The 20246-nt window shown below is 49.3% G+C and carries 19 protein-coding genes; 12 read left to right on the forward strand and 7 right to left on the reverse strand.

Features of this window, described 5'->3' with window-relative positions:
- The first annotated feature begins 74 nt into the window (after window positions 1-74).
- Window positions 75-1010, forward strand: coding sequence for an NAD(P)-dependent oxidoreductase (locus tag A7K98_RS09490; RefSeq protein WP_087488339.1), 936 nt, complete (start codon window positions 75-77; stop codon window positions 1008-1010).
- 34 nt (window positions 1011-1044) lie between these two features.
- Here A7K98_RS09490 and A7K98_RS09495 read toward each other — a convergent pair whose 3' ends face one another.
- The gene (locus tag A7K98_RS09495) at window positions 1045-1854 is read right to left on the reverse strand and encodes an IclR family transcriptional regulator (protein ID WP_087488340.1); all 810 of its coding nucleotides are present in this window, start codon (window positions 1852-1854) and stop codon (window positions 1045-1047) included.
- Between the two features lie 733 nt (window positions 1855-2587).
- Here A7K98_RS09495 and A7K98_RS09500 point away from each other — a divergent pair.
- From A7K98_RS09500 to A7K98_RS09525, 6 genes are all read left to right on the forward strand, one after another.
- Window positions 2588-3343: a class II aldolase/adducin family protein gene (locus A7K98_RS09500; RefSeq protein WP_087488341.1), complete on the forward strand. Its 756-nt coding sequence runs from the start codon at window positions 2588-2590 to the stop codon at window positions 3341-3343.
- Complete coding sequence (locus tag A7K98_RS09505; RefSeq protein ID WP_087488342.1) at window positions 3340-4269, forward strand: 2-hydroxyacid dehydrogenase; 930 nt, start codon at window positions 3340-3342, stop codon at window positions 4267-4269. Before A7K98_RS09500 ends, A7K98_RS09505 begins: the two co-directional genes overlap by 4 nt.
- 61 nt (window positions 4270-4330) lie before the next feature.
- Window positions 4331-5590, forward strand: a complete 1260-nt coding sequence (locus tag A7K98_RS09510) for a Zn-dependent hydrolase (protein ID WP_087488343.1) — start codon at window positions 4331-4333, stop codon at window positions 5588-5590.
- An 84-nt stretch (window positions 5591-5674) separates the two neighbouring features.
- Complete coding sequence (locus A7K98_RS09515) at window positions 5675-6298, forward strand: RraA family protein (RefSeq protein WP_232461613.1); 624 nt, start codon at window positions 5675-5677, stop codon at window positions 6296-6298.
- 42 nt (window positions 6299-6340) lie between these two features.
- Complete coding sequence (locus tag A7K98_RS09520; RefSeq protein ID WP_087488344.1) at window positions 6341-7666, forward strand: MFS transporter; 1326 nt, start codon at window positions 6341-6343, stop codon at window positions 7664-7666.
- Window positions 7667-7729: 63 nt separating this feature from the next.
- Window positions 7730-8125 carry a RidA family protein gene (locus A7K98_RS09525; RefSeq protein ID WP_198361149.1) on the forward strand — a complete coding sequence of 132 codons (396 nt, stop codon included), beginning with the start codon at window positions 7730-7732 and terminating at the stop codon, window positions 8123-8125.
- A 14-nt stretch (window positions 8126-8139) separates the two neighbouring features.
- On the opposite strand, the gene A7K98_RS09530 is transcribed toward A7K98_RS09525, so the two are convergent.
- From A7K98_RS09530 to A7K98_RS09545, 4 genes are all read right to left on the reverse strand, one after another.
- Window positions 8140-9063: a LysR family transcriptional regulator gene (locus A7K98_RS09530; RefSeq protein WP_087488345.1), complete on the reverse strand. Its 924-nt coding sequence runs from the start codon at window positions 9061-9063 to the stop codon at window positions 8140-8142.
- A gap of 254 nt (window positions 9064-9317) precedes the next feature.
- Window positions 9318-9842, reverse strand: a complete 525-nt coding sequence (locus tag A7K98_RS09535) for a DUF4865 family protein (RefSeq protein ID WP_087488346.1) — start codon at window positions 9840-9842, stop codon at window positions 9318-9320.
- The gene (locus A7K98_RS09540) at window positions 9839-10228 is read right to left on the reverse strand and encodes a tautomerase family protein (RefSeq protein ID WP_087488347.1); all 390 of its coding nucleotides are present in this window, start codon (window positions 10226-10228) and stop codon (window positions 9839-9841) included. Before A7K98_RS09540 ends, A7K98_RS09535 begins: the two co-directional genes overlap by 4 nt.
- Window positions 10228-10536 carry a carboxymuconolactone decarboxylase family protein gene (locus tag A7K98_RS09545; protein WP_087488348.1) on the reverse strand — a complete coding sequence of 103 codons (309 nt, stop codon included), beginning with the start codon at window positions 10534-10536 and terminating at the stop codon, window positions 10228-10230. The genes A7K98_RS09540 and A7K98_RS09545 overlap by 1 nt, the downstream gene beginning before the upstream one ends.
- Window positions 10537-10634: 98 nt before the next feature.
- On the opposite strand from A7K98_RS09545, the gene A7K98_RS09550 reads away from it, so the two are divergent.
- From A7K98_RS09550 to A7K98_RS09570, 5 genes are all read left to right on the forward strand, one after another.
- Window positions 10635-11516, forward strand: coding sequence for a LysR substrate-binding domain-containing protein (locus tag A7K98_RS09550; protein ID WP_087488349.1), 882 nt, complete (start codon window positions 10635-10637; stop codon window positions 11514-11516).
- 386 nt (window positions 11517-11902) lie between these two features.
- On the forward strand, window positions 11903-12490 hold the full coding sequence (locus tag A7K98_RS09555; RefSeq protein ID WP_087488350.1) for a sugar dehydrogenase complex small subunit: 588 nt from the start codon (window positions 11903-11905) through the stop codon (window positions 12488-12490).
- Window positions 12491-12596: 106 nt separating this feature from the next.
- Entirely contained in the window at window positions 12597-14084 is a 1488-nt protein-coding gene (locus tag A7K98_RS09560) for a cytochrome c (RefSeq protein ID WP_232461614.1), read from the forward strand.
- Window positions 14085-14125: 41 nt separating this feature from the next.
- Complete coding sequence (locus tag A7K98_RS09565) at window positions 14126-15757, forward strand: GMC family oxidoreductase (protein ID WP_087488351.1); 1632 nt, start codon at window positions 14126-14128, stop codon at window positions 15755-15757.
- A gap of 117 nt (window positions 15758-15874) precedes the next feature.
- Entirely contained in the window at window positions 15875-17197 is a 1323-nt protein-coding gene (locus A7K98_RS09570; protein ID WP_087488352.1) for an IS4 family transposase, read from the forward strand.
- Between the two features lie 65 nt (window positions 17198-17262).
- Here the strand turns inward: A7K98_RS09570 and A7K98_RS09575 are convergent, their stop codons facing one another.
- Both A7K98_RS09575 and A7K98_RS09580 read right to left on the reverse strand, forming a co-directional pair.
- Window positions 17263-18486, reverse strand: a complete 1224-nt coding sequence (locus A7K98_RS09575; RefSeq protein WP_087490443.1) for a c-type cytochrome — start codon at window positions 18484-18486, stop codon at window positions 17263-17265.
- Window positions 18486-20246, reverse strand: a complete 1761-nt coding sequence (locus tag A7K98_RS09580) for a GMC family oxidoreductase (RefSeq protein WP_087488353.1) — start codon at window positions 20244-20246, stop codon at window positions 18486-18488. The genes A7K98_RS09575 and A7K98_RS09580 overlap by 1 nt, the downstream gene beginning before the upstream one ends.

The raw sequence follows: 20246 nt of genomic DNA on the forward strand, positions 1-20246 counted from the left end.
TCCATATGTGGTTTATAGTTCCAAATGCTGTACTAAGCAATCGTTCATTTAGCCATCGGTAAGAGGAAATTATTATGGATAGCACGACAACCCAGGTCATTACTGTGCCGGATAAGTCTCTGGCTGAAGCACTACAATCGGGTGCCGGAGAGGTCAGAATTGTATTTTGGCCCGATGGCTCGGAACTGCCTGAAGATGTTAAAAAGGAAGTCACGGGGGTTGTTTTACCCTATCAACACGACAGCCATACTCTGCATGTTTTACATGATTTACCTGGATTAAAATGGGTTCAGACACAAAGTACCGGTTATGACAATGTACTGGCCTGTCTGCCTGTGGGGGTGAGATTATCGAATGCAGCTGGTGTCCATGCTTCATCAACAGCAGAACTGGCGATTGGCCTCGTTATTGCTTCACTCAGGAATATCGATACTGCTGCAAAGGACATGCTACAGGGAGTCTGGCGTGAAAAGCGGCATAAGTCACTGGAGCATCGTAAGGTCTTAGTCATAGGCGCCGGTAACATCGGGGATGCTATTGTCAGAAGATTAATTCCTTTCGGTGTGACTTTGTCACGGATCAGCCGTACTGCCAGAAGGGACGAGTTGGGGGAAGTGATGACATTTGCCGGGCTAAATGATTCTCTGGCTGATGCCGAAATAGTCATACTTGCTCTGCCACTGACTGAGGAAACCAAAAGTCTGGTTAATCATCAATTTTTATCCCGGATGCCGGACGAGGCTCTGTTAGTCAATGTAGGGCGTGGTGGGGTTGTGGTTACAGAAGATTTGATCAGTGAACTGAACACGGGGAGATTGCACGCCGCTCTGGATGTTGTCGATCCTGAACCGTTATTGCCTGAGCATCCACTGTGGAAATGCCCAAATCTGTTGATAACTCCTCACCTGGGCGGTAACACAACGGCATTTGTCCCCGGAATACACAAACTTCTGGCAGATCAAACTGAACGATTAAAGCACGGCCAGCTGCCGTTAAATCTGGTTAACTGACCAGCTGGCTCCTGTTCTGTCACAGGACAGGGGCTCAACTATCTTTCTGTATATCAATTCTGGTATGCAGAGGATTCCCCAGTAATGCGGCGAGCGTATCCAGTTCAGATAAAAGACTTTGTTTTCGTTTTTCATCAAAAGTCACGGTGACTGAGCTGACCGAAACTCCCAGTTTAGGGCCGTTGATTCCACGGGACGGAACAGCAATACCCAGGCAGACCACACCCAGAGCGCTTTCCTGATTTTCCAGGGCAAATCCTTGTTGCCTGATATCAATAAGTTCTTGTTTTAACTCTGTTACCGTGCGCAGAGAAAACTCAGTAAGCACCGGTAATTCTGTGAAACTGGCATATAACAAGTCAACGTCTTCAGTGTCCAGTTTTGCCAGCATTGCTTTACCTACAGCACAAAGCGATGCTGGCATACGGTCGCCAATACTCGGTGTCAGGTGGTTTGCAGCATGACCCTCAAAACGGGCCAGATAAATAACATCTGTTTTATCGAGTAACGCTATTCTGACTGTTTCGGTACTCAGCACCGGAGAGGCTTTACAGAAGCGATAAAACTCCTGAACGGTATCCAGTCGGTTAAGATAGGCACTTGCCAGACCGACAAGTTTCCGTCCCAACATATAACCTTCAGCTGTACGATGAACCAGGTCAGCATCTTCAAGACTACTTAACAGATGTGCTGTCGATGATTTCGCCAGATCAAGCGCAACTGATATTTCGGTCTGCGTCAAACACCCTGTTTTAGATGCAGCAAGTAAATCGAGGATTTTCACTGCCCGGGTAATCGCCGGTGAACGGGAATTAGCTTCTTTCTTGTCAGTAAAATCAGTCATACATACATAACCTACCTCTCAGACTGCCGCCATCACAGGAGAGAGCATTGTGAAAGTAATTATATAACGCATGCTAACATAACCTGCTGAGTGCGAAACTATTTTAAAGCCAATGCCTGATGTTTTTTTAAGCGACCAGGCGCTGAGCGTGTCCGGACAGTCTGAACAGTCTTCTCTGCTTATACTCTGGCAGAGGAAAATCCCAACCGACAAACTCACCGCCGTCAGATAAATGATTGCGAGCAGTGTTAAATCGGTGGATAGGGCAATAATCAACAGGTGATTTTCTAAATCTGGCAGAGGGATTTTGGAGGATCACCGGGGCTACTGAGTCAGTTATTGGTCTGATTGTGTAGTTAACACAATCTGCACTTTACGATCCGGTTATCAGCTCTCATTTATTGGTTGTTGCTCACTTGTCATTCACAAATATTTTAATCCCTGAATTGGTGCAATAAAATAATTTCCCTGGTGCAGACAGAAAGCATGTTTCAAAAATGCAGTGCCATTTCTTCATACAAATACTATGTTGGCTACAGATTATAACCTTTTAGCTGTCCGTTCTGTTGCACCAATAAAGTGAATTCTGTCGCTGATTTTCTGTATAAATATCATTTATATGTGCTATTAATAATCTTGTTTTGCTAAGTGACATAATTATCTTCATAACTAACAGCATGTGTTTTTCGGATGTTTTCTACTGCGAATTAAATGAATGTTAGTAAGGAATAATATGTCGATAAAAAACAAAGTTAGCTTACAGGAGTGGGAGTTACGGTGTGAACTTGCTGCTCTGTATCGTATTGTTGCTCATTTTAAAATGACAGACATGATCGACACCCATATTTCACTGCGTATTCCTGGCGAGGAAAACTATTTCCTGATTAATAAATATGGTGTTTTATTTGAGAAAATGACCGCCTCGGATTTGGTGAAAATAAATTGTGACGGAGGGATTGTCGAGGCTTACGAACAGGATAAAAAGGTGAACGTCGCAGGATTTATTATTCATTCTGCGATTCATCAGCACCGGCATGATCTGAACTGTATTATTCATACTCATACAGCTGATGGTATGGCGGTAGCTGCTCAACAGGCAGGGTTATTACCGCTGACGCAACATGCGTTAAAGTTTTTCGATAACCTTGGCTATCACACTTATGAAGGTATTGCGTTATCCAGGGAAGAACAGCTTCGGCTGGTGCATGATTTATCCGTCCACAATGCAATGATTTTACGAAATCATGGCCTGATTGGTGCAGGTCATACGATTGCCAGCGCATTCCACGAAATTTATTTTCTGGAGAGAGCCTGTCAGGCGCAGGTAAAAGCCCTGTCAGGTGGGCAACCTTTGAATTTTCCTTCGGAAGAGGTCTGCCGCCATACCGCCCGCCAGTTTAAACGAGAGGGTATTGAGGTCATCATTAATGATGGCTGGAATGCGGCACTGAGCCTGATTGAAGATCAGCGGAGTGCCTACTGTTTATGACTGACGTCGTCATTCTGAGCTCATCAGAACAATTTTCCCGTGAGTTACGCCAGGCATTTAGTTTGCAGCGTCCGGATATCACACCGTTATTTGCCGATGATCCTGCGGCTTCAGGGGCTGAGATTGCTGCATGTTGGTTTCCGGAAAGCGGCACTCTTAATCGTTATCCGCAGCTGAAATTAATTCACTCCGTGGCGGCGGGTGTTGACCATTTAGGAGCGGAACTTCTTCAGTCTGGCAAAGTTATATGTCGGGTGGTGGATGAAAATCAAAAGCAGGGGATGTTTGAATATATCCTGTGGGCCGTACTTTATTTTCATCGTGATTTAAACAAGGTACTGAAAAATAACCAGCACCGGCACTGGCAGAGATATCCTCAACGGCTTGCCTCAGAAATTTGCATTGGAATTATGGGATTAGGTGAGATCGGCCGTTATGTTGGCGAGAAACTGGCGCAACTGGGTTACCGGGTGAATGGCTGGTCCCGCAGCCGGAAAAATCTCCCCGAAATACGCTGTTTTAGTGGTGATTCTGAGCGGGAGCAGTTTCTGAATGAGAGCAACATTCTGATTAACCTGCTGCCATTAACCCCTGAAACACAAGGCATTCTGTGTGCTGCGACTCTTAGTCAATTACCTCAGTCTGCAGCATTAATCAATTGCGGGCGGGGGGGACATATGGTGGCTCAGGATATTATTTATGCGACAGAATCTGGCTGGTTACAGGGGGCAGTTCTTGATGTATTTCCACATGAACCACTGCCTGCAGAAGATCCGTTATGGACAACCCCCGGAATTATTGTGACCCCGCATATGGCATCGGCCGCATCGTTTCGTACGATTGCCCGGCAAATTGGGGAAAATGTCGACCGGTTTAACTCAGGGAGTTCTCCTCAAAATACCATCAACCCAATATCCGGCTATTAACCGGCCATGATCAACGATTTTTGTCAGTTGAATTACGACTGACGGACCACCGGAGTTAAAAATGACAATTGAATCTGCTGTTTCACCATACCCTTCTTTATTACACGGCAACGGGCAGAGACTATGGGATAGCCTGATGTCGATGGCACGCATTGGCGCTACATCGGGTGGAGGAAGTTCCAGGCTGGCGCTCTCTTCAGAAGACAGTGCCGGTCGCCATCAGTTTATTACTGCCTGCCAGGCGCTTGGCATGAGTGTAACCTCAGATGCGATTGGTAATCTGTTCTGTCGTTTTCAGGGGCAGGATCCGGAATTATTGCCGGTCACAATGGGGAGTCATCTTGATACTCAGCCTAAGGGTGGACGTTTTGACGGAGTTTATGGAGTTCTGGCAGCACTGGAAGTGGTGACTACTTTGCACCAGTTGCAGCTGACTCCACGACGTACTATCGAAATTATTGTCTGGACCAACGAAGAAGGTGCCAGATTCACTCCGGCGATGATGGGCTCAGCAGTATTCACAGGCAAGATGTCTTTAGACGATGCTTTATCCCGATGTGACAGTAGCAATATCGTACTGGCCGACGCACTGCTACAACAAGGTTGGCGTGGAGAGGCACCGGCTGGTCGGCCATTCGATGCCTATTTTGAAGCGCATATAGAGCAAGGTCCGGTACTGGAAGATGAGTCTCTGAGCATTGGAATTGTGACTGGTGGGCAGGCTATTCGCTGGCTGGATATTACGGTCTGTGGCCAGGCAGCACATGCCGGGACGACCCCCATGAAAAACCGCCGCGATGCGATGTTCGCTACCAGCGAGATAATTTCTGCACTGGAAAGCCAGGCTGCTCTGTTTGCACCACAAGGGCTGATGACTATCGGTGAACTCGATATCTCGTCTGCGTCACGAAATACAATCGCAGGTAATATTCGATTTACCCTGGATATTCGTCATCCGGATGATGCGACGCTGCAAACATTTGACAGGCAATGCAGGGAGGTTATGCAACAGGTCGCCAGTCAGCGCCATGTCGGAATAAATATCAGCGAGCATTGGGTTAGCCCGGCAGTACCGTTTGATGATCAGTGCGTCTCGCTGGTGGAAAAAATGACCCTGCAACTGGGGTATCCCGGTCGTAAAATGATCAGTGGTGCAGGGCATGATGCGATTAATATTGCAGGGCACTGTCCTACTGCGATGATATTTATTCCCTGCGCTGGTGGAATTAGCCATAACGAAGCCGAAAGTATTACGCCTGAAGACGCAGCATATGGGTTGGATGTATTACTTAATTCAGTCTGGCAACGAGCTAACCGGTAATTGTTAAAGTTATTTTCATGACTATTAATATTTAATTTTTCAGCCTGAATTTATTAATGCTGAGGGGTGAACGTGGGTGACAGAGTGAACTATAAAAAAGAAACAGACATTCGGCAGTTAATTCCACAGATGAATGCCATTGAGACGGCAACTTTTGGCCATATTCTGGATGAGGGGTTTATGGCCCCGGAAATACAGTCATTATTTCCGCAGTCCAGGTGTTTTGGTCCGGTAGTCACTGTCTCATTGCCGGACGATAATGGTTATATCCTTCCTGCCGCACTGGATGAAGTAAAGCCCGGAGATGTACTGGTGATTACCTGTCCTGACAGTGACCGCCATGCCTGCTGGGGGGAAGTGATGGCCACCGCAGCGAAATGTTCCGGCATAGCAGGAGTGATTATTGATGGCTTTGTGACTGACCTGCATGCACTGACCAACATTGGATTACCGGTATGGTGTAAAGGACGATCGCCGCTGACGACTAAACGTCGTCAAAAAGAAGGGACAATTAATCAGCCAGTGGTCTGTGGAGGTATCGTGGTTACTCCGGGTGACTGGATTCTGGCCGACGAAAACGGAGTGCTCTGTCTTGCTCCGGATATATTTATCGGAAATTTAGATGAAGTTACTGAAATACAACGTCGTGAGCCCTCTTTGATTGAAAGGATAAATAAAGGAGAGCGGCTAAGTAAAATTTATCAATAAATTAACTCCTGCTTTATCTGACTTATTTAACCGGAGAGTATTATGACAAGTTCTGTTGAATTTGAGGCATTTTCATTGCCTGAAAAAAAAGTAAATATGCGAAAGGTGGCTTTAGCCAGTGTTATCGGAACGACCATTGAATGGTATGATCTGTTTATATTCGCCACAGCATCGGCGTTAGTTTTTAATAAAGTGTTTTTTCCGACATTTACGCCGTTAATCGGGACATTACTCGCGTTTGCAACTTTTGCTTCTGCCTACGGAGCCCGAATAGTAGGGGCTGCACTGTTCGGCCATTTTGGGGATAAACTTGGCCGGAAATCGATGCTACTGATTTCACTTCTGGCGATGGGATTATCCACCTTCGCGATTGGTCTGTTACCTGGTTATGAGAGTTTAGGGATTTGGGCCCCGGTTCTGCTGCTGACGCTGCGCCTGATTCAGGGACTGGCACTGGGGGGAGAATGGGGCGGCGCAGTGCTGATGGCAATAGAACATGCCCCTGAAAAAAAACGAGGGCTGTATGGTTCCTGGGTGCAGATTGGCGTACCGGTCGGCACGCTGATTGCTAATCTGGCGTTCCTCGCGATGTCTGCCGGTTTTACCGGAGACACCTTGCAAAGCTGGGGCTGGCGAATTCCGTTTCTCGCGAGCTCATTGCTGATTATCATTGGAATCTATATACGCCTCAGTATTCATGAAACACCTGTGTTCGAACAGACCCGCAGGACCGAACCCGAAGTCAAAATCCCGTTAGTTACCTTGATTCGTAAGTACTGGAAAGAAGTGCTGCTGGGGGGAATTGCTACCATGTCGACCGGGTCATCGTTCAATATTATTGTAGCGTTTGGCCTGACTTATGGTACCCGCACCCTGGATTTTACTCGCAGTGAAATGCTTTCGGTGGTTTTAGCCTCCTGCGCACTCTGTATTCTGCTGCTGCCACTGTTTGGCGCACTTTCTGATCGTATCGGTCGAAAACCGGTAATCATCGGCGGAATTATTGCAGAAGCGGTTGTCGCGTTCCCAATGTTCTGGCTGATGGATACCCGCGAACTCTGGCTGGTGTATATAGGCTATGGATTGCTGATGACCGCTTTTGCTGCAAATTACGGTCCGATTGCCACCTTTCTGGCCGAACTGTTTGGCACCAGAGTTCGTTACTCCGGGCTTTCCGTAGCCTATATGCTTTCCGGGCTACTTGGCAGCGCCACCACACCGGTGGTGACTACAGCACTTCTTTCGTGGACCGGAAAGGGATCATCGGTTGCCTGGTACATGATAGGTTCGGCACTGATTTCACTGCTGGCTTTATTACTGCTAAGTGAAACTTTTCGTCGCCAGCTTAATTCCTCTGCTCACCGTTAATTTTATTCCTGATAACCCGGGCCCGACTGTTATTTGCAGCCGGGCTTTTCACAGAGAATCACTATGATAAAGCGTTTTCAGTCAATTCCCGGTACTCCCGCAGTGGCCGGTCCATATTCTCAGGCTGTCGTCAGTGGAGGTTTTGTGTTTACGGCGGGCCAGATTCCGGTATCTCCACTGGATAATCAGTCACCACCAGATTTTGAACAACAGGTACGGCAAATTATGAATAACCTCCGGCAGACATTACTGGCTGCCGGTTCAGATTTACAACACGTGGTTAAGATGAATGGTTATCTGACAGATCCTGACCAGCTTGAAACTTATAATCGTGTCTACCGGGAATTTATGGGTGATACTCTCCCGGCCAGAACTACAGTATGTGTCAGTTTGTGGGGAGTCTCTATGGAGATTGACTGCATTGCGGAGTGTATCAGTCCAGATCAGCAGTCAGAGTAATTCCGGTTGAACAGTTAACCGGAAGCTGAAGTGATTTTTTCCCGGAGAAAGCAGAGAAAAGCATGCTCTGCTTTATTCATTTTTAACACCTCATTCCACATCAGATACAGGGTAACTTTTGCTACTCCTTCATACGGGGGCAGACGCCAGAGTTGACCTTGTGTTTCTTCATGTTTTACCACATGTTCAGGGAGTGCTCCGATACCCAGGCCGCACCGAATCATTCTGATCACCTCATGAATATCAGGACTGACACCACGAGTAGTACCCTGCAAATTGTAGCGTATCCGAAAGCTGGTCAGAGGGGCCAGAACACCGTCCGGCTGATCTCCGGAAAACGAAACAAAGTGTTCATGAGTTAGATCATCGGTGGTTATCTGACGCAAACCGGACAAGCGGTGGGATTTACCGCAATAGAGATAGTAGTTCTGGGCAAGCAGCGGCATATCTGCAATACCCGGGATATAGCGGTGCTTTAGTGCGATCCCCAGAGCTGCCTGGTAATGGAGCAAAGCATGCTGGACATCTGAACTGGAACCGCTAGAAATATCAAAAGTTACCCGCGGGTGCTGCTGGTGAAATTCAGCCATTGCATCGTCCAGAATCGTACTTTGTACGGCAGAAACAGAACAAAGTCGGACAGTTCCGGTGAGATCCTTCGGAGTGTCCTGTACAGCAACGGACAGACGGGCCAGGGTACCATAAATGGTTAGCGCTTCTTTATAGACCAGTTCGCCGGCGGCAGTCAGGCTAAATGAGGAGCCATTACGCAGGATCAGTGCTTCGTCCAGTTGCTCTTCCAGCCGCTTTAGCGCCAAGCTGACTGCTGGTTGCGTCAGATGCAGGCGGATTGCTGCTTTGCTGATGCTTTTTTCCTGCACAATAGCGAGAAAAGTACGTAACAGATTCCAGTCCAGACGGTCATGGGTGCGGGACATAACAATAATTCACAGATTTAAAGCAGCTACAGTCGCTGCAGAGCAGAAAATACGATAAGTAATAGTAATGTTGAATCTCACCAAAGCAGTAATACATTTTGCCTATCCCCCGGTTAGCCACGACCTGAATTAATTTTTCAGTGCGCTATAGCTACAGGAATACGAGATACTGTATATATATACAGTATCTCGTATTTTACTTATCCCTGGTCATTTATTCGGCGCTGTGGGTGGTTTATTGAACAATCTCTGGTTCAATTATGACCTGAATTGACTGCGCCATGTGAAATGTAACCAATTCGCAAGTTGTCAGCTTGTGGCTGAGGGGAGTCTGATAACGTTACATCCAGTAATTCCCGGCGGCTGACATCCCATCCGGCAAGCTGTCCGCTGAGCGGCAGGCCTGAGGGATCAGCTTCCGGGCTGAGGATCTGACTGGTGATTGACAGATGTTTTGCTGAACTGAGCTGCGAAATATCCGGTGTGCGCAGGGCCATCCAGCGGCGGATATCAGGCTGACCGAAGCTATTGACTGCACCGGCAAACAACGGGCCGGATAAAAATGTATCCATCGCCTCACTGCTTTCCCAGACATAGAGAGGTGCGTAGCAGTTGCGGGTTTCCGGTTGCAATGGTTGGTCGCGACGGCTGTACAACCAGCTTTTAAACACTAAACCGGGATGATTTTCAAATAAGGGGCCTTTATCGGCAATGCGTTGTTCTATCAACGCCATATCGTAATCGTCCGCCAGTTCGAAGCGGTATTGCATAATAATCATATCTTAACCTCGCTTAGCATGACGCCCCGGCTGAAACTCCAGTCATCACTGCTGTTAAAAGTGATGATGATCATTACATCATCAGGGCGAATACCGACGGACTGTTGAAGTTCCCTGGTCAGCATCCGGTAAAATTGCTGCTTCTGTACCCGGCTGCGAGGGCGGCCTGCGGTAATTTCAAATAAAATACATTGCTCACTCCGGCCGTCGCTCAGGTAACCCGTGTCAAAACTGAACTCAGTCGCAGTCAGCTGGTTGATTATCTGAAACCGGTCATCTGGCGGTACCTCAAATTCAGCAACCAGACAACGATGAAGTACATCACTGATAGTCTGTAACTGTTCACGGCTGTAACAATGTCGGGTACTTATTCGGGTAACAGGCATCAGTCTGGTTCTCCTTCCATACAATCGAGGCCGGATGCGGCAGCCGGCCACCCGGCATAGAAGGCCAGATGAGTGAACAGCTCACTCAGTTCATCCCGGGTAACACCATTTTGTTGTGCAAAGCCAATGTGCCAGCGTAGCTGTGGTAAACGTCCCATCGCAGCCAGTGTCGCGACCGTTATCAGGCTCCGGTCACGGGCTGAAAGGCCGGGTCGTTGCCAGATATTACCGAACAGTAACTGCTCGCTGATTTCTGCCAGCTCCGGGGCAAGGCGACGTAATGAATCGGGTATGCTGTGGCTACTCATCTGATTCTCCTGTGAAGTTGCTCGCTATTATCTGCGGCCTGCTTTATCCTGAAAATCAAATCATTTGGAATTAACCATCCCGATTATCAGGATTATTAATGGATAAAATTATTCCTGCGCTGGACAGCGATGCGTTGCGCAGCTTTGTCACCGGTATTGAATGTGGCAGTTTTGCTCAGGCGGCGGTGCTACTGTGCCGGTCAACCTCAGCTGTCAGTGCTCAGTTAAAAAAACTCGAATCACAGTGTGGGACCCCGTTGGTGGTGAAACAGGGAAGACACCTGCAACTCACTCCCCGGGGAGAGCTGTTGATGAGTTATGCGAGAAGGCTGCTGGCCATCAATGATGAAGCGTTGCGTGCAATAAAAGGTGAGCTACTGAGTGGAGAGATTCGTATCGGATTACAGGAGGATTTCGGGGAATCACTGATGCCCGGAATACTTGGGCAGTTTAAAAGACATCACCCGGATCTGCGAATTTTTGCCAGAGTCGATCGCCAGCAGGCTCTGAATCGTGGACTGCAGGAAAATGACCTGGATTTGGCATTGCTCTGGCAGTCGGAGAGGGCGCCGACCGACCAATGGCTGACGGAGTGCCAGCTGGAATGGATCTATCACCCTGATTTTGATCCGCAACATTATCTGCAACGGGGTGAGCCACTGCCGCTGGTAATGTTTGAAAGCCCGTGTGTCATGCGCCGTCATGCCATCGATTGTCTTGATAAAGCCGGGATCCCCTGGCGGGTGATGTTTGTCAGCCACAGCCTGCAGGGGATCCGCGCTGCCGTTCAGGCCGGTCTGGGAATCACCGTCCGTAGTCGCCTGGGAATGCCTGAATCATTGCAGTTTGGACATCCGCACCTGCCGTCCCCCGGAAAATTGGGGATCAGTCTGCAACGGAGTATGCATGCTCAGGAAAATCAGGCGGCCAGCGATTTGCTGAGCAATCTGATAGTGAGTTCACTTTCAGGGATTCATTAGGAGTGGGTGTCAGGGATGTGCAGCGAAAATGATTAACCGGTCTGTATAATTGCAAGGGGTAATATTCCTTTTTCAGACAGCCGTAGCGGTACAACGACCCAGCGTCGGGCCGGAAGGCGACTCTTTACAATAGAAATGCAGGGAATAAGTGCCGGATATTTTATGGTGAACAACTTAGGTTTATAAGCTGTTATCTCTTAAGACTGTTATTTGTAACTTTATTTTCACAAGCATTGATGGTTTTTAACTTTAAAGTGTAATTATTTCTATGCATTTGTAAATTTTAAGTTACTTTTTGAGATTTCAGGTGCCATTGAACGTTAGTATAAAACCGCGTGAGTACTGTCGTCGCGGGCAGAAAATAATACTAAGCATCAAGGAAATTTATGAATAACCATAATGCACCTGAAACACAGCCTGAGCTGAGTGAAGAGGGGTTGCGTCGCCGAAAGCTGTTCGGACAGACGGGCGGGTTGGTGGCTTCCTTCGCCATTGGCTCCGCAATAGCTGGCAGCACACTCAGTAATGGTGCCAATGCAGCAACCACTTCTGCCGGGCCTGATACTCAGACCCTGAATCAGTTTATGAAAACCTCCCGTCTTCTTACCGGCCATCAGAACCTCGATCTTACCCTGGGTCAACGTCTGTACGTGGCATTCAGCGAGAAGGACCCACAGTTCATTACCCAGCTGTCAGCCTTGAATCAGTGGATTGCCGATAAACAACCGGCAGATGTAGAGGCCCTTGACAGCCAGTTGTCAGGACAGCCGCTGCATGCCCTGATGATGTCGGTGATTAAAGGCTGGTATCTCGGAGTCATTGATGACAGTCACCATGCCAAAGTCTATGCCTATCAGAATGCCCTGATGTACCAGGTACCGCGTGATGGCATGGTCATCCCTACCTATGCGCATAACGGACCGGACTACTGGACTGCAGATCCACCACCGGTCGATCGACTTCTGAACTTCTGAACAGAAAACAGCAGGTTAAACAGTATTTACCTCATTCTATGGCATTTTTTTTGTCTGCTATTGTTACCGGTAACAGTTCGGGATAGCAGAATTTTCCGGAGTTAATGTGAAACAACAACACAAGCTAAACGCGCATAAAGCCGCAGGTTTCCGCCGAAAGCTACTGAGTCTTTGTCTGGGACTGAGTGCATTAAGCGCGGTTCCTGTGATGGCAGCTGAGCAGGTGCCGGTCAGTCAGCCTTCTGTGGATAACAGTGCTGATGCATTGTTGAAACAGGGGCATTATCTGGCCATTGCTGCTGACTGTGCCGCCTGTCATACCGATCCTCAAACCAAAAAGACTTTCGCCGGTGGTTACGCCATTCACTCTCCAATGGGGGTGATTTATTCCACCAACATCACTCCTTCACGGCAGTATGGTATCGGTTCCTACAGCGAAGCTCAGTTTGAACAGGCAGTTCGCCATGGTATTCGCGGTGACGGGAGCCACCTGTATCCGGCCATGCCATACACTTCCTATTCGGGTCTGACCGATCAGGATATTCATGCGTTGTATTACTATTTCACTCACGGCGTACAACCGGTAGAACAGGCTAATCGTCCGACAGAACTCAGCTTTCCGTTTAATATCCGCGAAGCTATGTGGGGCTGGAATTTACTGTTCCTGAAACAAAAACCTTTCCGTGACGACCCCTCCCAAAGCCCGCAATGGAACCGTGGTAAGTATCTGGTCGCGAACCTTGAACACTGTGGAGAGTGTCACACCCCACGTAATACATTGATGGGCAGCGAAACCGGGTCGGCACAGTATAGCGGTGCAGCCCTGGGAAGCTGGTTTGCACCAAATCTGACTTCTGACCAGCAGAGCGGTCTGGGCAGCTGGCAACGTGATCAGCTCATCACCTATCTGAAAACAGGTCATGTTGCCGGTAAAGCTCAGGCTGCCGGACCGATGGCGGAAGCTGTCACCAATAGCCTGCAATATCTGAGTGATGATGATATCGGGGCCATTGTGACGTATTTGCAAAGTCTGCCACCGGTCAGTGAACCAGACCAGGCGAAAGCTACCGGTGATTTCGGCAGTTCCGCTGGTAACAGTTCAGATTCTGAGGTTCGTGGTACTCAGCCTATGGGATCTGTACTGCCGGACGACATTACCGGTAAAGCCCTTTACGACACAACCTGTGCCAGCTGCCATCAGTCTTCCGGAGCGGGTACTACGGATAATTTCTATCCATCACTGTTCCACAACACTGCCACCGGCGGAAATACCCCGAACAATCTGGTCTCCGCGATTCTGTTTGGTGTGCAACGTGAAGTGAACGGCAAGCAGGTACTGATGCCAGCCTTTGGTCCGGGATCAGACGTGCAATCGCTGAATGATGAGCAGGTAGCAAAACTTAGTAATTACATCTTCAAACAATTCGGCAATCCACAACTGTCGGTGACTGCTGATCAGGTAAAAACACTACGTGAAGGCGGCCCACAGCCGTTCCTCGCCAAATACGCTGCATCAGGATCGGCAGTGGGTGGTGTGATCCTGTTACTGATTATTGTGCTGATTATTGTCCGCATTTCGCGCAAACGTCGCTGAAATTGCAGGAATTTTTGAATTTGTAGTCTTTAGAGGTGGTTATGTCTGAACAATATAGCGCAGATGTGGTAGTTGTTGGTGGCGGTATTTGTGGTGGAACCGTGGCAAAAGAGCTGGCAGAAGCTGGTTTATCCGTACTGGTACTGGATGCAGGCCCTCGCTGGGAAAGAGGGGAAGTGGTAGAGAACTGGCGAAATCTGCCGCCAGTGAATAAATCTGAATCTGATTACGCAACGCCATATCCGGCGGAACCGTGGGCAGTTCATCCGCAGCTCTATCCATATAATAATTATCCGGAAGTTTCCGGTCCGGATGCTTCTGCATTTCGTCAGGGTATGATCAAAGGCGTCGGCGGGACAACCTGGCACTGGGCAGCTTCCTGCTGGCGTTTCCTGCCTGCAGATATGCAGCTCCAGACCACTTATGGTGTGGGCCGTGACTGGGTGGTGACTTATGACGAAATGGAAGATTATTACTATCGTGCCGAGGTGCTGATTGGTGTTAATGGCCCTAACGACACATCACTGAAGTACGTTGCTCCACGTAAAAAGCCATTCCCGATGGAGCCAATGCCATACGGTCCGGCCGATCGTCGGTTTACCGAAGTCGTGGCAACTGCCGGTTATGAAAACACCCCGGTACCCCAGGGACGTAACAGCCGGCCATATGACGGGCGTCCGCAGTGCTGCGGTAACAATAACTGTATGCCTATCTGTCCAATCGGCGCCATGTTCAATGGTATTCACAGTATTATTAAAGCCGAAAAAGCAGGTGCTAAGGTTCTGCCAAATGCGGTGGTCTATAAGTTTGATACCGACGAAAACAACAACATTACAGCGTTGTACTACTACGATCCGGACAAAAACTCGCACCGCGTAACAGCACGGACTTTTGTGCTGGCAGGTAACGGTATCGAAACACCGAAACTGCTGCTAATGGCGGCTAATGACCGTAACCCGAATGGTATCGCGAACAGTTCAGGAATGGTGGGGCGGAATATGATGGATCACCCGGGTATTCTGATGAGCTTCCAGTCAGCAGAGCCTATCTGGACCGGCGGTGGTTCGGTACAGATGAGTTCAATCACTAACTATCGTGATGGTGATTTCCGTCGTGAGCATTCGGCAATTCAGATCGGGATGAACAATACTTCTCAGAACCATAAAGCCGGGGTGAAAGCGCTGCAAATGGGGCTGGTAGGTAAGAAACTGGATGAGGAGATTCGTCGCCGGGCCGCCTGTGGAATGGATATCTATGTTAACCACGATATTCTGGCCAATCCGGACAACCGTCTGACACTCAGCACCGTGCATAAAGATAAACTGGGTATCCCATACCCGCATGTTACCTATGATGTGGGTGATTATGTGCGTAAGGCCGCGGTTTCATCCCGTGAGCATCTGATGACTATTGCCAAACTGTTTGGCGCGACCGAAATCGAAATGACTCCGTATTTTAACCCGAACAACCACATTATGGGCGGGACTATCGGGGGACATGATCCGAAAGATTCAGTGGTCGATAAATGGATGCGAACCCACGATCATCAGAACCTGTATATCGCTTCCGGTGGTGTGATGGCAGCCGCAGGGACTGTTAACTCAACCCTGAGTATGGTGGCGTTATCTTTGCGCGCTACTGACAGTATCAAACGCGATCTGCAACACGGTTAATTCAGTATCAATAATCAAAAGGCCCCGTTGCGGGTAATGCCGATCGTTTAAGGATCATTTGACCGATCCGGTGGTTGGTGTAAAAAGGGTTCATGTGCAGACATGGACCCTTTTTAAATGGAACTTTCGCAAGCTCTCGGCATTATTAATCTCACTGCTCCCGAAGAAGTACAGAGCCTCTCTGACCTGCTCTCTCCTGACCTCATCCGACAGGCGTTTTCCCTCACTGATACCGTCACGCTGCGTAAGCGTAAACTTCCCCTTGAGTCGATGGTCTGGCTGGTTATCGGTATGGCCATATTCAACAATAAGCCCATGAGCCATATCGTGAATTTGATGGATATTGTTGACCGGACCGGACGGTCATTTACCGCACCCAGCTCTGTGATTGCCCGCCGAAAAACACTGGGCGAAGATGCCATCCGGGTCCTGTTTGATCTCACTCAACAACACTGGCACGAAGAAGCCAGACATCCTCTCTGGCACGGGTTGACGCTTAATGCTGTTGATGGCGTTGTCTGGCATACCCGGGACACTCCTGAAAATGCAGAGGCCTTCGGCAAAGCATCTAATCAGCATGGTGAACGCGGTTATCCTCAGGTTCGTATGGTGTGTCTGATGGAACTCAGCAGCCATCTGCTGCGTGCAAGTGTGTCAGGTCGCTACGATATCAACGAAATGCGGCTGGCCGCTCAGCTGGCAGAAAATGCACCGGATAACAGTATTACGCTGTTTGATAAGGGCTTTTACTCTTTAGGGTTGTTACATGACTGGCATAATGCAGGTGAAAATCGCCACTGGCTAACGCCGCTGAAAAAGAACACTCAGTATGAAGTGGTACGAAAGCTCGGCAGGCAGGACGAACTGATACGACTGAAAACCACGCCTCAGGCCAGAAAGCAATGGAAAGGCCTGCCGGAAGAACTCATAGTGAGGCTAATCAGGCGGAAAGTGAACGGGACGGAACGGCAGGTAGTCACTTCCATGACAGATGCGATGCGTTATCCGGCGACTGACGTGGCAGAACTTTATAAGCATCGCTGGGAAATCGAGCTGGGATATCGTGAGGCAAAGCAGTTTTTACTGGGAAACCGCTGGACGCTGAGAAGCCGGTTGCCCGATCTGGTGAAGCAGGAGTTATGGGGAATACTGCTGACGTATAACCTGGTGCGTTACCAGATGATTAAAATGGCGTTCAGCCTGAAAGGAAATTACCTGCCTTACCAGTTGAGCTTCAGCGGTGCAGTATCAGAGATATTACGGCTACTGATCGGTCTGCCGTGGGCTTCACCGGGAGCCATCCCGGGTCACCTTAAACACTTTTACAGTAATGCCGGGATGCTGAAACTGCCACCACGACGAGAACGGGAATATGTGAGAGAAGTGAGGGAGAAAAGGTCGAAATATCCCTTTAAAAACAATGCCGGTCACCTTAAGTGACCGGCATTACCCGTTGCGGGGCCTTTTTTGTGGCATCCAAACACCTCCGGAGAGGTGATGGCTGATTACTTCTCTAAAGTACTGCGCATATTCTTCACATCGCTGGCGGTGACAGACGGTGCTGCATTCCCCCAACTGTTACGAATATAGGTCAGCACATCGGCGACGTTCTGATCCGTCATGTTCCAGCCAAATGCAGGCATAGCAGGAGCCGTTGGAGCCGCAGCGGTCCCTCCGGCGCGACTGCCCGCCAGCACTACATGAATCAGTGATGCAGGGTCGACTGCATTAACCAGTGGTGCATTAGCCAGTTGCGGGAACAGATGTGAGACTCCCTGACCTTGTGACACATGGCAGGCACTGCAACGGTCCGCGTAAATCGCTTTACCATTCACCATCTGGCCATTATCCGCCGCCAGAGGTTGTGGTTGGCTACTATCGTTTTTCAGCGATTTCAGGTACACCGCAGCCGCATTCAGGTCTTCATCTTTCCAGTACTGAGTCGAATGCTCTACAGCTTCAGCCATCGGACCTGAAGCGATATCGTATTTATTAGCACCGGTTTTCAGGTATTCGACAATTTCCTGCTGGGTCCACTGACCAATACCGCTGTGGGTATTGGCGGTAATATCCGGAGCAAACCAGACACCCAGTGAGCCGCCTTGCAGGAACTTGCTGTCTTTATCACCACCCAGCATATTTTTAGGTGTATGGCAGGTACTGCAATGCCCCAGACCCTGAACCAGATAAGCGCCCCGGTTCCATTCGGCTGATTGTTTAGGGTCCGGCTTATATTCACCTTCGGTAAAATTCAGCATATCCCAGACATGCAGTGAAGTACGGATATTGAACGGGAATGGCAACTGGTTGGTGTTAACCACCCGGTTTACCGGCTGAACAGTTTGCAGATAAGACCACAGTGCCCGGTTATCGTCGGTAGTTACTTTGGTGTAGGCCGTGAAAGGCATGGCACCGTAAAGCAACTGACCGTCACGGCTGTGGCCTTTACGCATCGCGTTCTGGAAGTCTTCAAAGGTCCATTTACCAATGCCGGTTTCCGGATCAGGGGTAATATTCGCGCCTACCAGTTTTCCAAAAGGTGTCTCAATCGCGACCCCGCCGGAAAACAGAGGATGTCCCGGCTCTGTATGACAGGCGGTACAGTCACCCAGTTGCGCAATGTAACGGCCTTTACTTACCAGGTCCCAGGAATCGCCACCGCTGTCAGCATGTGCGTAACCGGCTGTCAGCAACAGTAAACTGCCGGCAGTCAGCATTAACTTTTTCATCATACCATCATCTCCCCGGGCTGTTTGAGGTACTGAGTACGGATATAGTGAGCGGTACGGAAGGCAAGGGCGCCAACAGTACCGGTCGGGTTATACCCGGGGTTATTTGGAACCGCAGAACCACCCACCACGAACAGATTTGGAATATCCCAGACCTGGCAAAACTTATTGACCGCACTGGTAGACGGGTCAGCGCCCATCACAAAGCCGCCAACCACGTGAGATGACTGGTAGTCGTTGTTGGCCCACGGGGCAGTACGTGGTTGTTTCTGGATTTGCACCGGATTCATACGTAAGGCAATTTCACCAACTTTATTGGTGACATACTGTGCCATCCGCATATCATTGTCCGGGAAATCAAACGTTATCCGTAATAACGGCCGGCCATGCGGGTCGGTATAGTTTGGATCGAGCGACAGATAGTTGGTGCGCTGCGGATAGCTGCTGGCCTCGCAACCAATACTCATATTGGTCAGATAATGTTCCACGGTTGCTTTCTTCCAGGCCGATCCCCAGCGCGGAGTGCCCGGCGGCACCGGACGCGAAGCAATAGGTGCAGCACCGATAGGTGTCACCCGGGTAGAACCACCGCCAACAAACCCTAATCCGGAGTGATCAAAGTTGTCGTTGTTGAATTCGTCGATTCCCATCCCGATGGCGCCACCGCCGATAAACGGGTTGAAGATTTGATCTTTGAAGAACAGACGGACACCATTCGCTGTCTGGTAACAGTAGTTACGGCCGGTAGTTCCTTTGCCGGTGACAGGGTCATAAGGCACACCAACATTCGACAGCAGCATCAGACGCACGTTTTCAAAAGTAAAGGCGGCCACAATCACGATAGACGCTGGCTGTTCATAACGTTCGCCATTACTGTCGATATACACCACTCCGGTAGCCTTTTTGCCGCTGCTGTCTTTCAGAACTTCCATGACTTCACAGTTGGTGCGTGCTTCAAAGTTGGGCATGCTGACTACTGCCGGTAAAACGTTAACGATAGCACTGGCTTTCGAATAGTTGGCGCAGCCGTAGTTGGTACAGAAACCACAATAGGTACAAGGGCCCATCGTCACACCATACTGGTTGGTATAACCCTGAGAGGCCAGTGCAGAAGGAACGTTAAAAGGTTTGTAACCCATTTCGGTGGCAGTTTTGGCAAAGAATGTTTGCGCAATGGTCTGAATATTTGGCGGATTTGGATAATCACGGGCGCGCGGACCTTCGAACGGGTTTCCGCCTTCGATAATACTGCCTTTGATGTTACCGGCTTTCCCTGAAATTCCGGCAACCCGTTCAAAAGAGTCATAAAAGGGTTCCATCTCTTCCCAGGTGATCCCCCAGTCCTGTAAGGTCAGAGCCGGATCAACTTCTTTGCCGTAGCGCTCACGCAGATGGCTCGCCAGCCGGAAATCGGCAGGCTGATAGCGGAAAGTAATACCCGCCCAGTGGTTACCGGCGCCACCGGTACCGTTACCCGGGTGGAAAGAGCCCCAGAACCGCATTGGCAGTGCAGTTTCTGAAGGGTTATTACGCATGGTACAGGTGTTCTGTGCCGGCCGGAGCATCAGTTCCTCGCGGGCGTTGTAACGCAATTCATCCGGCGCGGTGGCTACGTTAAAATCTTTGGCAGTATCGCGCCACGGGCCACGTTCCAGACCAATCACATTCAGACCCTGATCGCAGAGTTCTTTGGCTAAAATTGAACCGGCCCAGCCGAGGCCAACAATCACCACATCAGTGGCAGGGAGTTTTTTTGTCAT

This window comes from Tatumella citrea, from assembly GCF_002163585.1.
Lineage (GTDB): Bacteria > Pseudomonadota > Gammaproteobacteria > Enterobacterales > Enterobacteriaceae > Tatumella > Tatumella citrea.

What these genes read in the sequence shown, in the direction of transcription:
- A7K98_RS09490 (WP_087488339.1), top strand. Translation starts at nt 75, where the DNA reads ATGGATAGCACGACAACCCAGGTCATTACTGTGCCGGATAAGTCTCTG.
- A7K98_RS09495 (WP_087488340.1), bottom strand. Translation starts at nt 1,854, where the DNA reads ATGACTGATTTTACTGACAAGAAAGAAGCTAATTCCCGTTCACCGGCG.
- A7K98_RS09500 (WP_087488341.1), top strand. Translation starts at nt 2,588, where the DNA reads ATGTCGATAAAAAACAAAGTTAGCTTACAGGAGTGGGAGTTACGGTGT.
- A7K98_RS09505 (WP_087488342.1), top strand. Translation starts at nt 3,340, where the DNA reads ATGACTGACGTCGTCATTCTGAGCTCATCAGAACAATTTTCCCGTGAG.
- A7K98_RS09510 (WP_087488343.1), top strand. Translation starts at nt 4,331, where the DNA reads ATGACAATTGAATCTGCTGTTTCACCATACCCTTCTTTATTACACGGC.
- A7K98_RS09520 (WP_087488344.1), top strand. Translation starts at nt 6,341, where the DNA reads ATGACAAGTTCTGTTGAATTTGAGGCATTTTCATTGCCTGAAAAAAAA.
- A7K98_RS09525 (WP_198361149.1), top strand. Translation starts at nt 7,730, where the DNA reads ATGATAAAGCGTTTTCAGTCAATTCCCGGTACTCCCGCAGTGGCCGGT.
- A7K98_RS09530 (WP_087488345.1), bottom strand. Translation starts at nt 9,063, where the DNA reads ATGTCCCGCACCCATGACCGTCTGGACTGGAATCTGTTACGTACTTTT.
- A7K98_RS09535 (WP_087488346.1), bottom strand. Translation starts at nt 9,842, where the DNA reads ATGATTATTATGCAATACCGCTTCGAACTGGCGGACGATTACGATATG.
- A7K98_RS09540 (WP_087488347.1), bottom strand. Translation starts at nt 10,228, where the DNA reads ATGCCTGTTACCCGAATAAGTACCCGACATTGTTACAGCCGTGAACAG.
- A7K98_RS09545 (WP_087488348.1), bottom strand. Translation starts at nt 10,536, where the DNA reads ATGAGTAGCCACAGCATACCCGATTCATTACGTCGCCTTGCCCCGGAG.
- A7K98_RS09550 (WP_087488349.1), top strand. Translation starts at nt 10,635, where the DNA reads ATGGATAAAATTATTCCTGCGCTGGACAGCGATGCGTTGCGCAGCTTT.
- A7K98_RS09555 (WP_087488350.1), top strand. Translation starts at nt 11,903, where the DNA reads ATGAATAACCATAATGCACCTGAAACACAGCCTGAGCTGAGTGAAGAG.
- A7K98_RS09565 (WP_087488351.1), top strand. Translation starts at nt 14,126, where the DNA reads ATGTCTGAACAATATAGCGCAGATGTGGTAGTTGTTGGTGGCGGTATT.
- A7K98_RS09570 (WP_087488352.1), top strand. Translation starts at nt 15,875, where the DNA reads ATGGAACTTTCGCAAGCTCTCGGCATTATTAATCTCACTGCTCCCGAA.
- A7K98_RS09575 (WP_087490443.1), bottom strand. Translation starts at nt 18,486, where the DNA reads ATGAAAAAGTTAATGCTGACTGCCGGCAGTTTACTGTTGCTGACAGCC.
- A7K98_RS09580 (WP_087488353.1), bottom strand. Translation starts at nt 20,246, where the DNA reads ATGACAAAAAAACTCCCTGCCACTGATGTGGTGATTGTTGGCCTCGGC.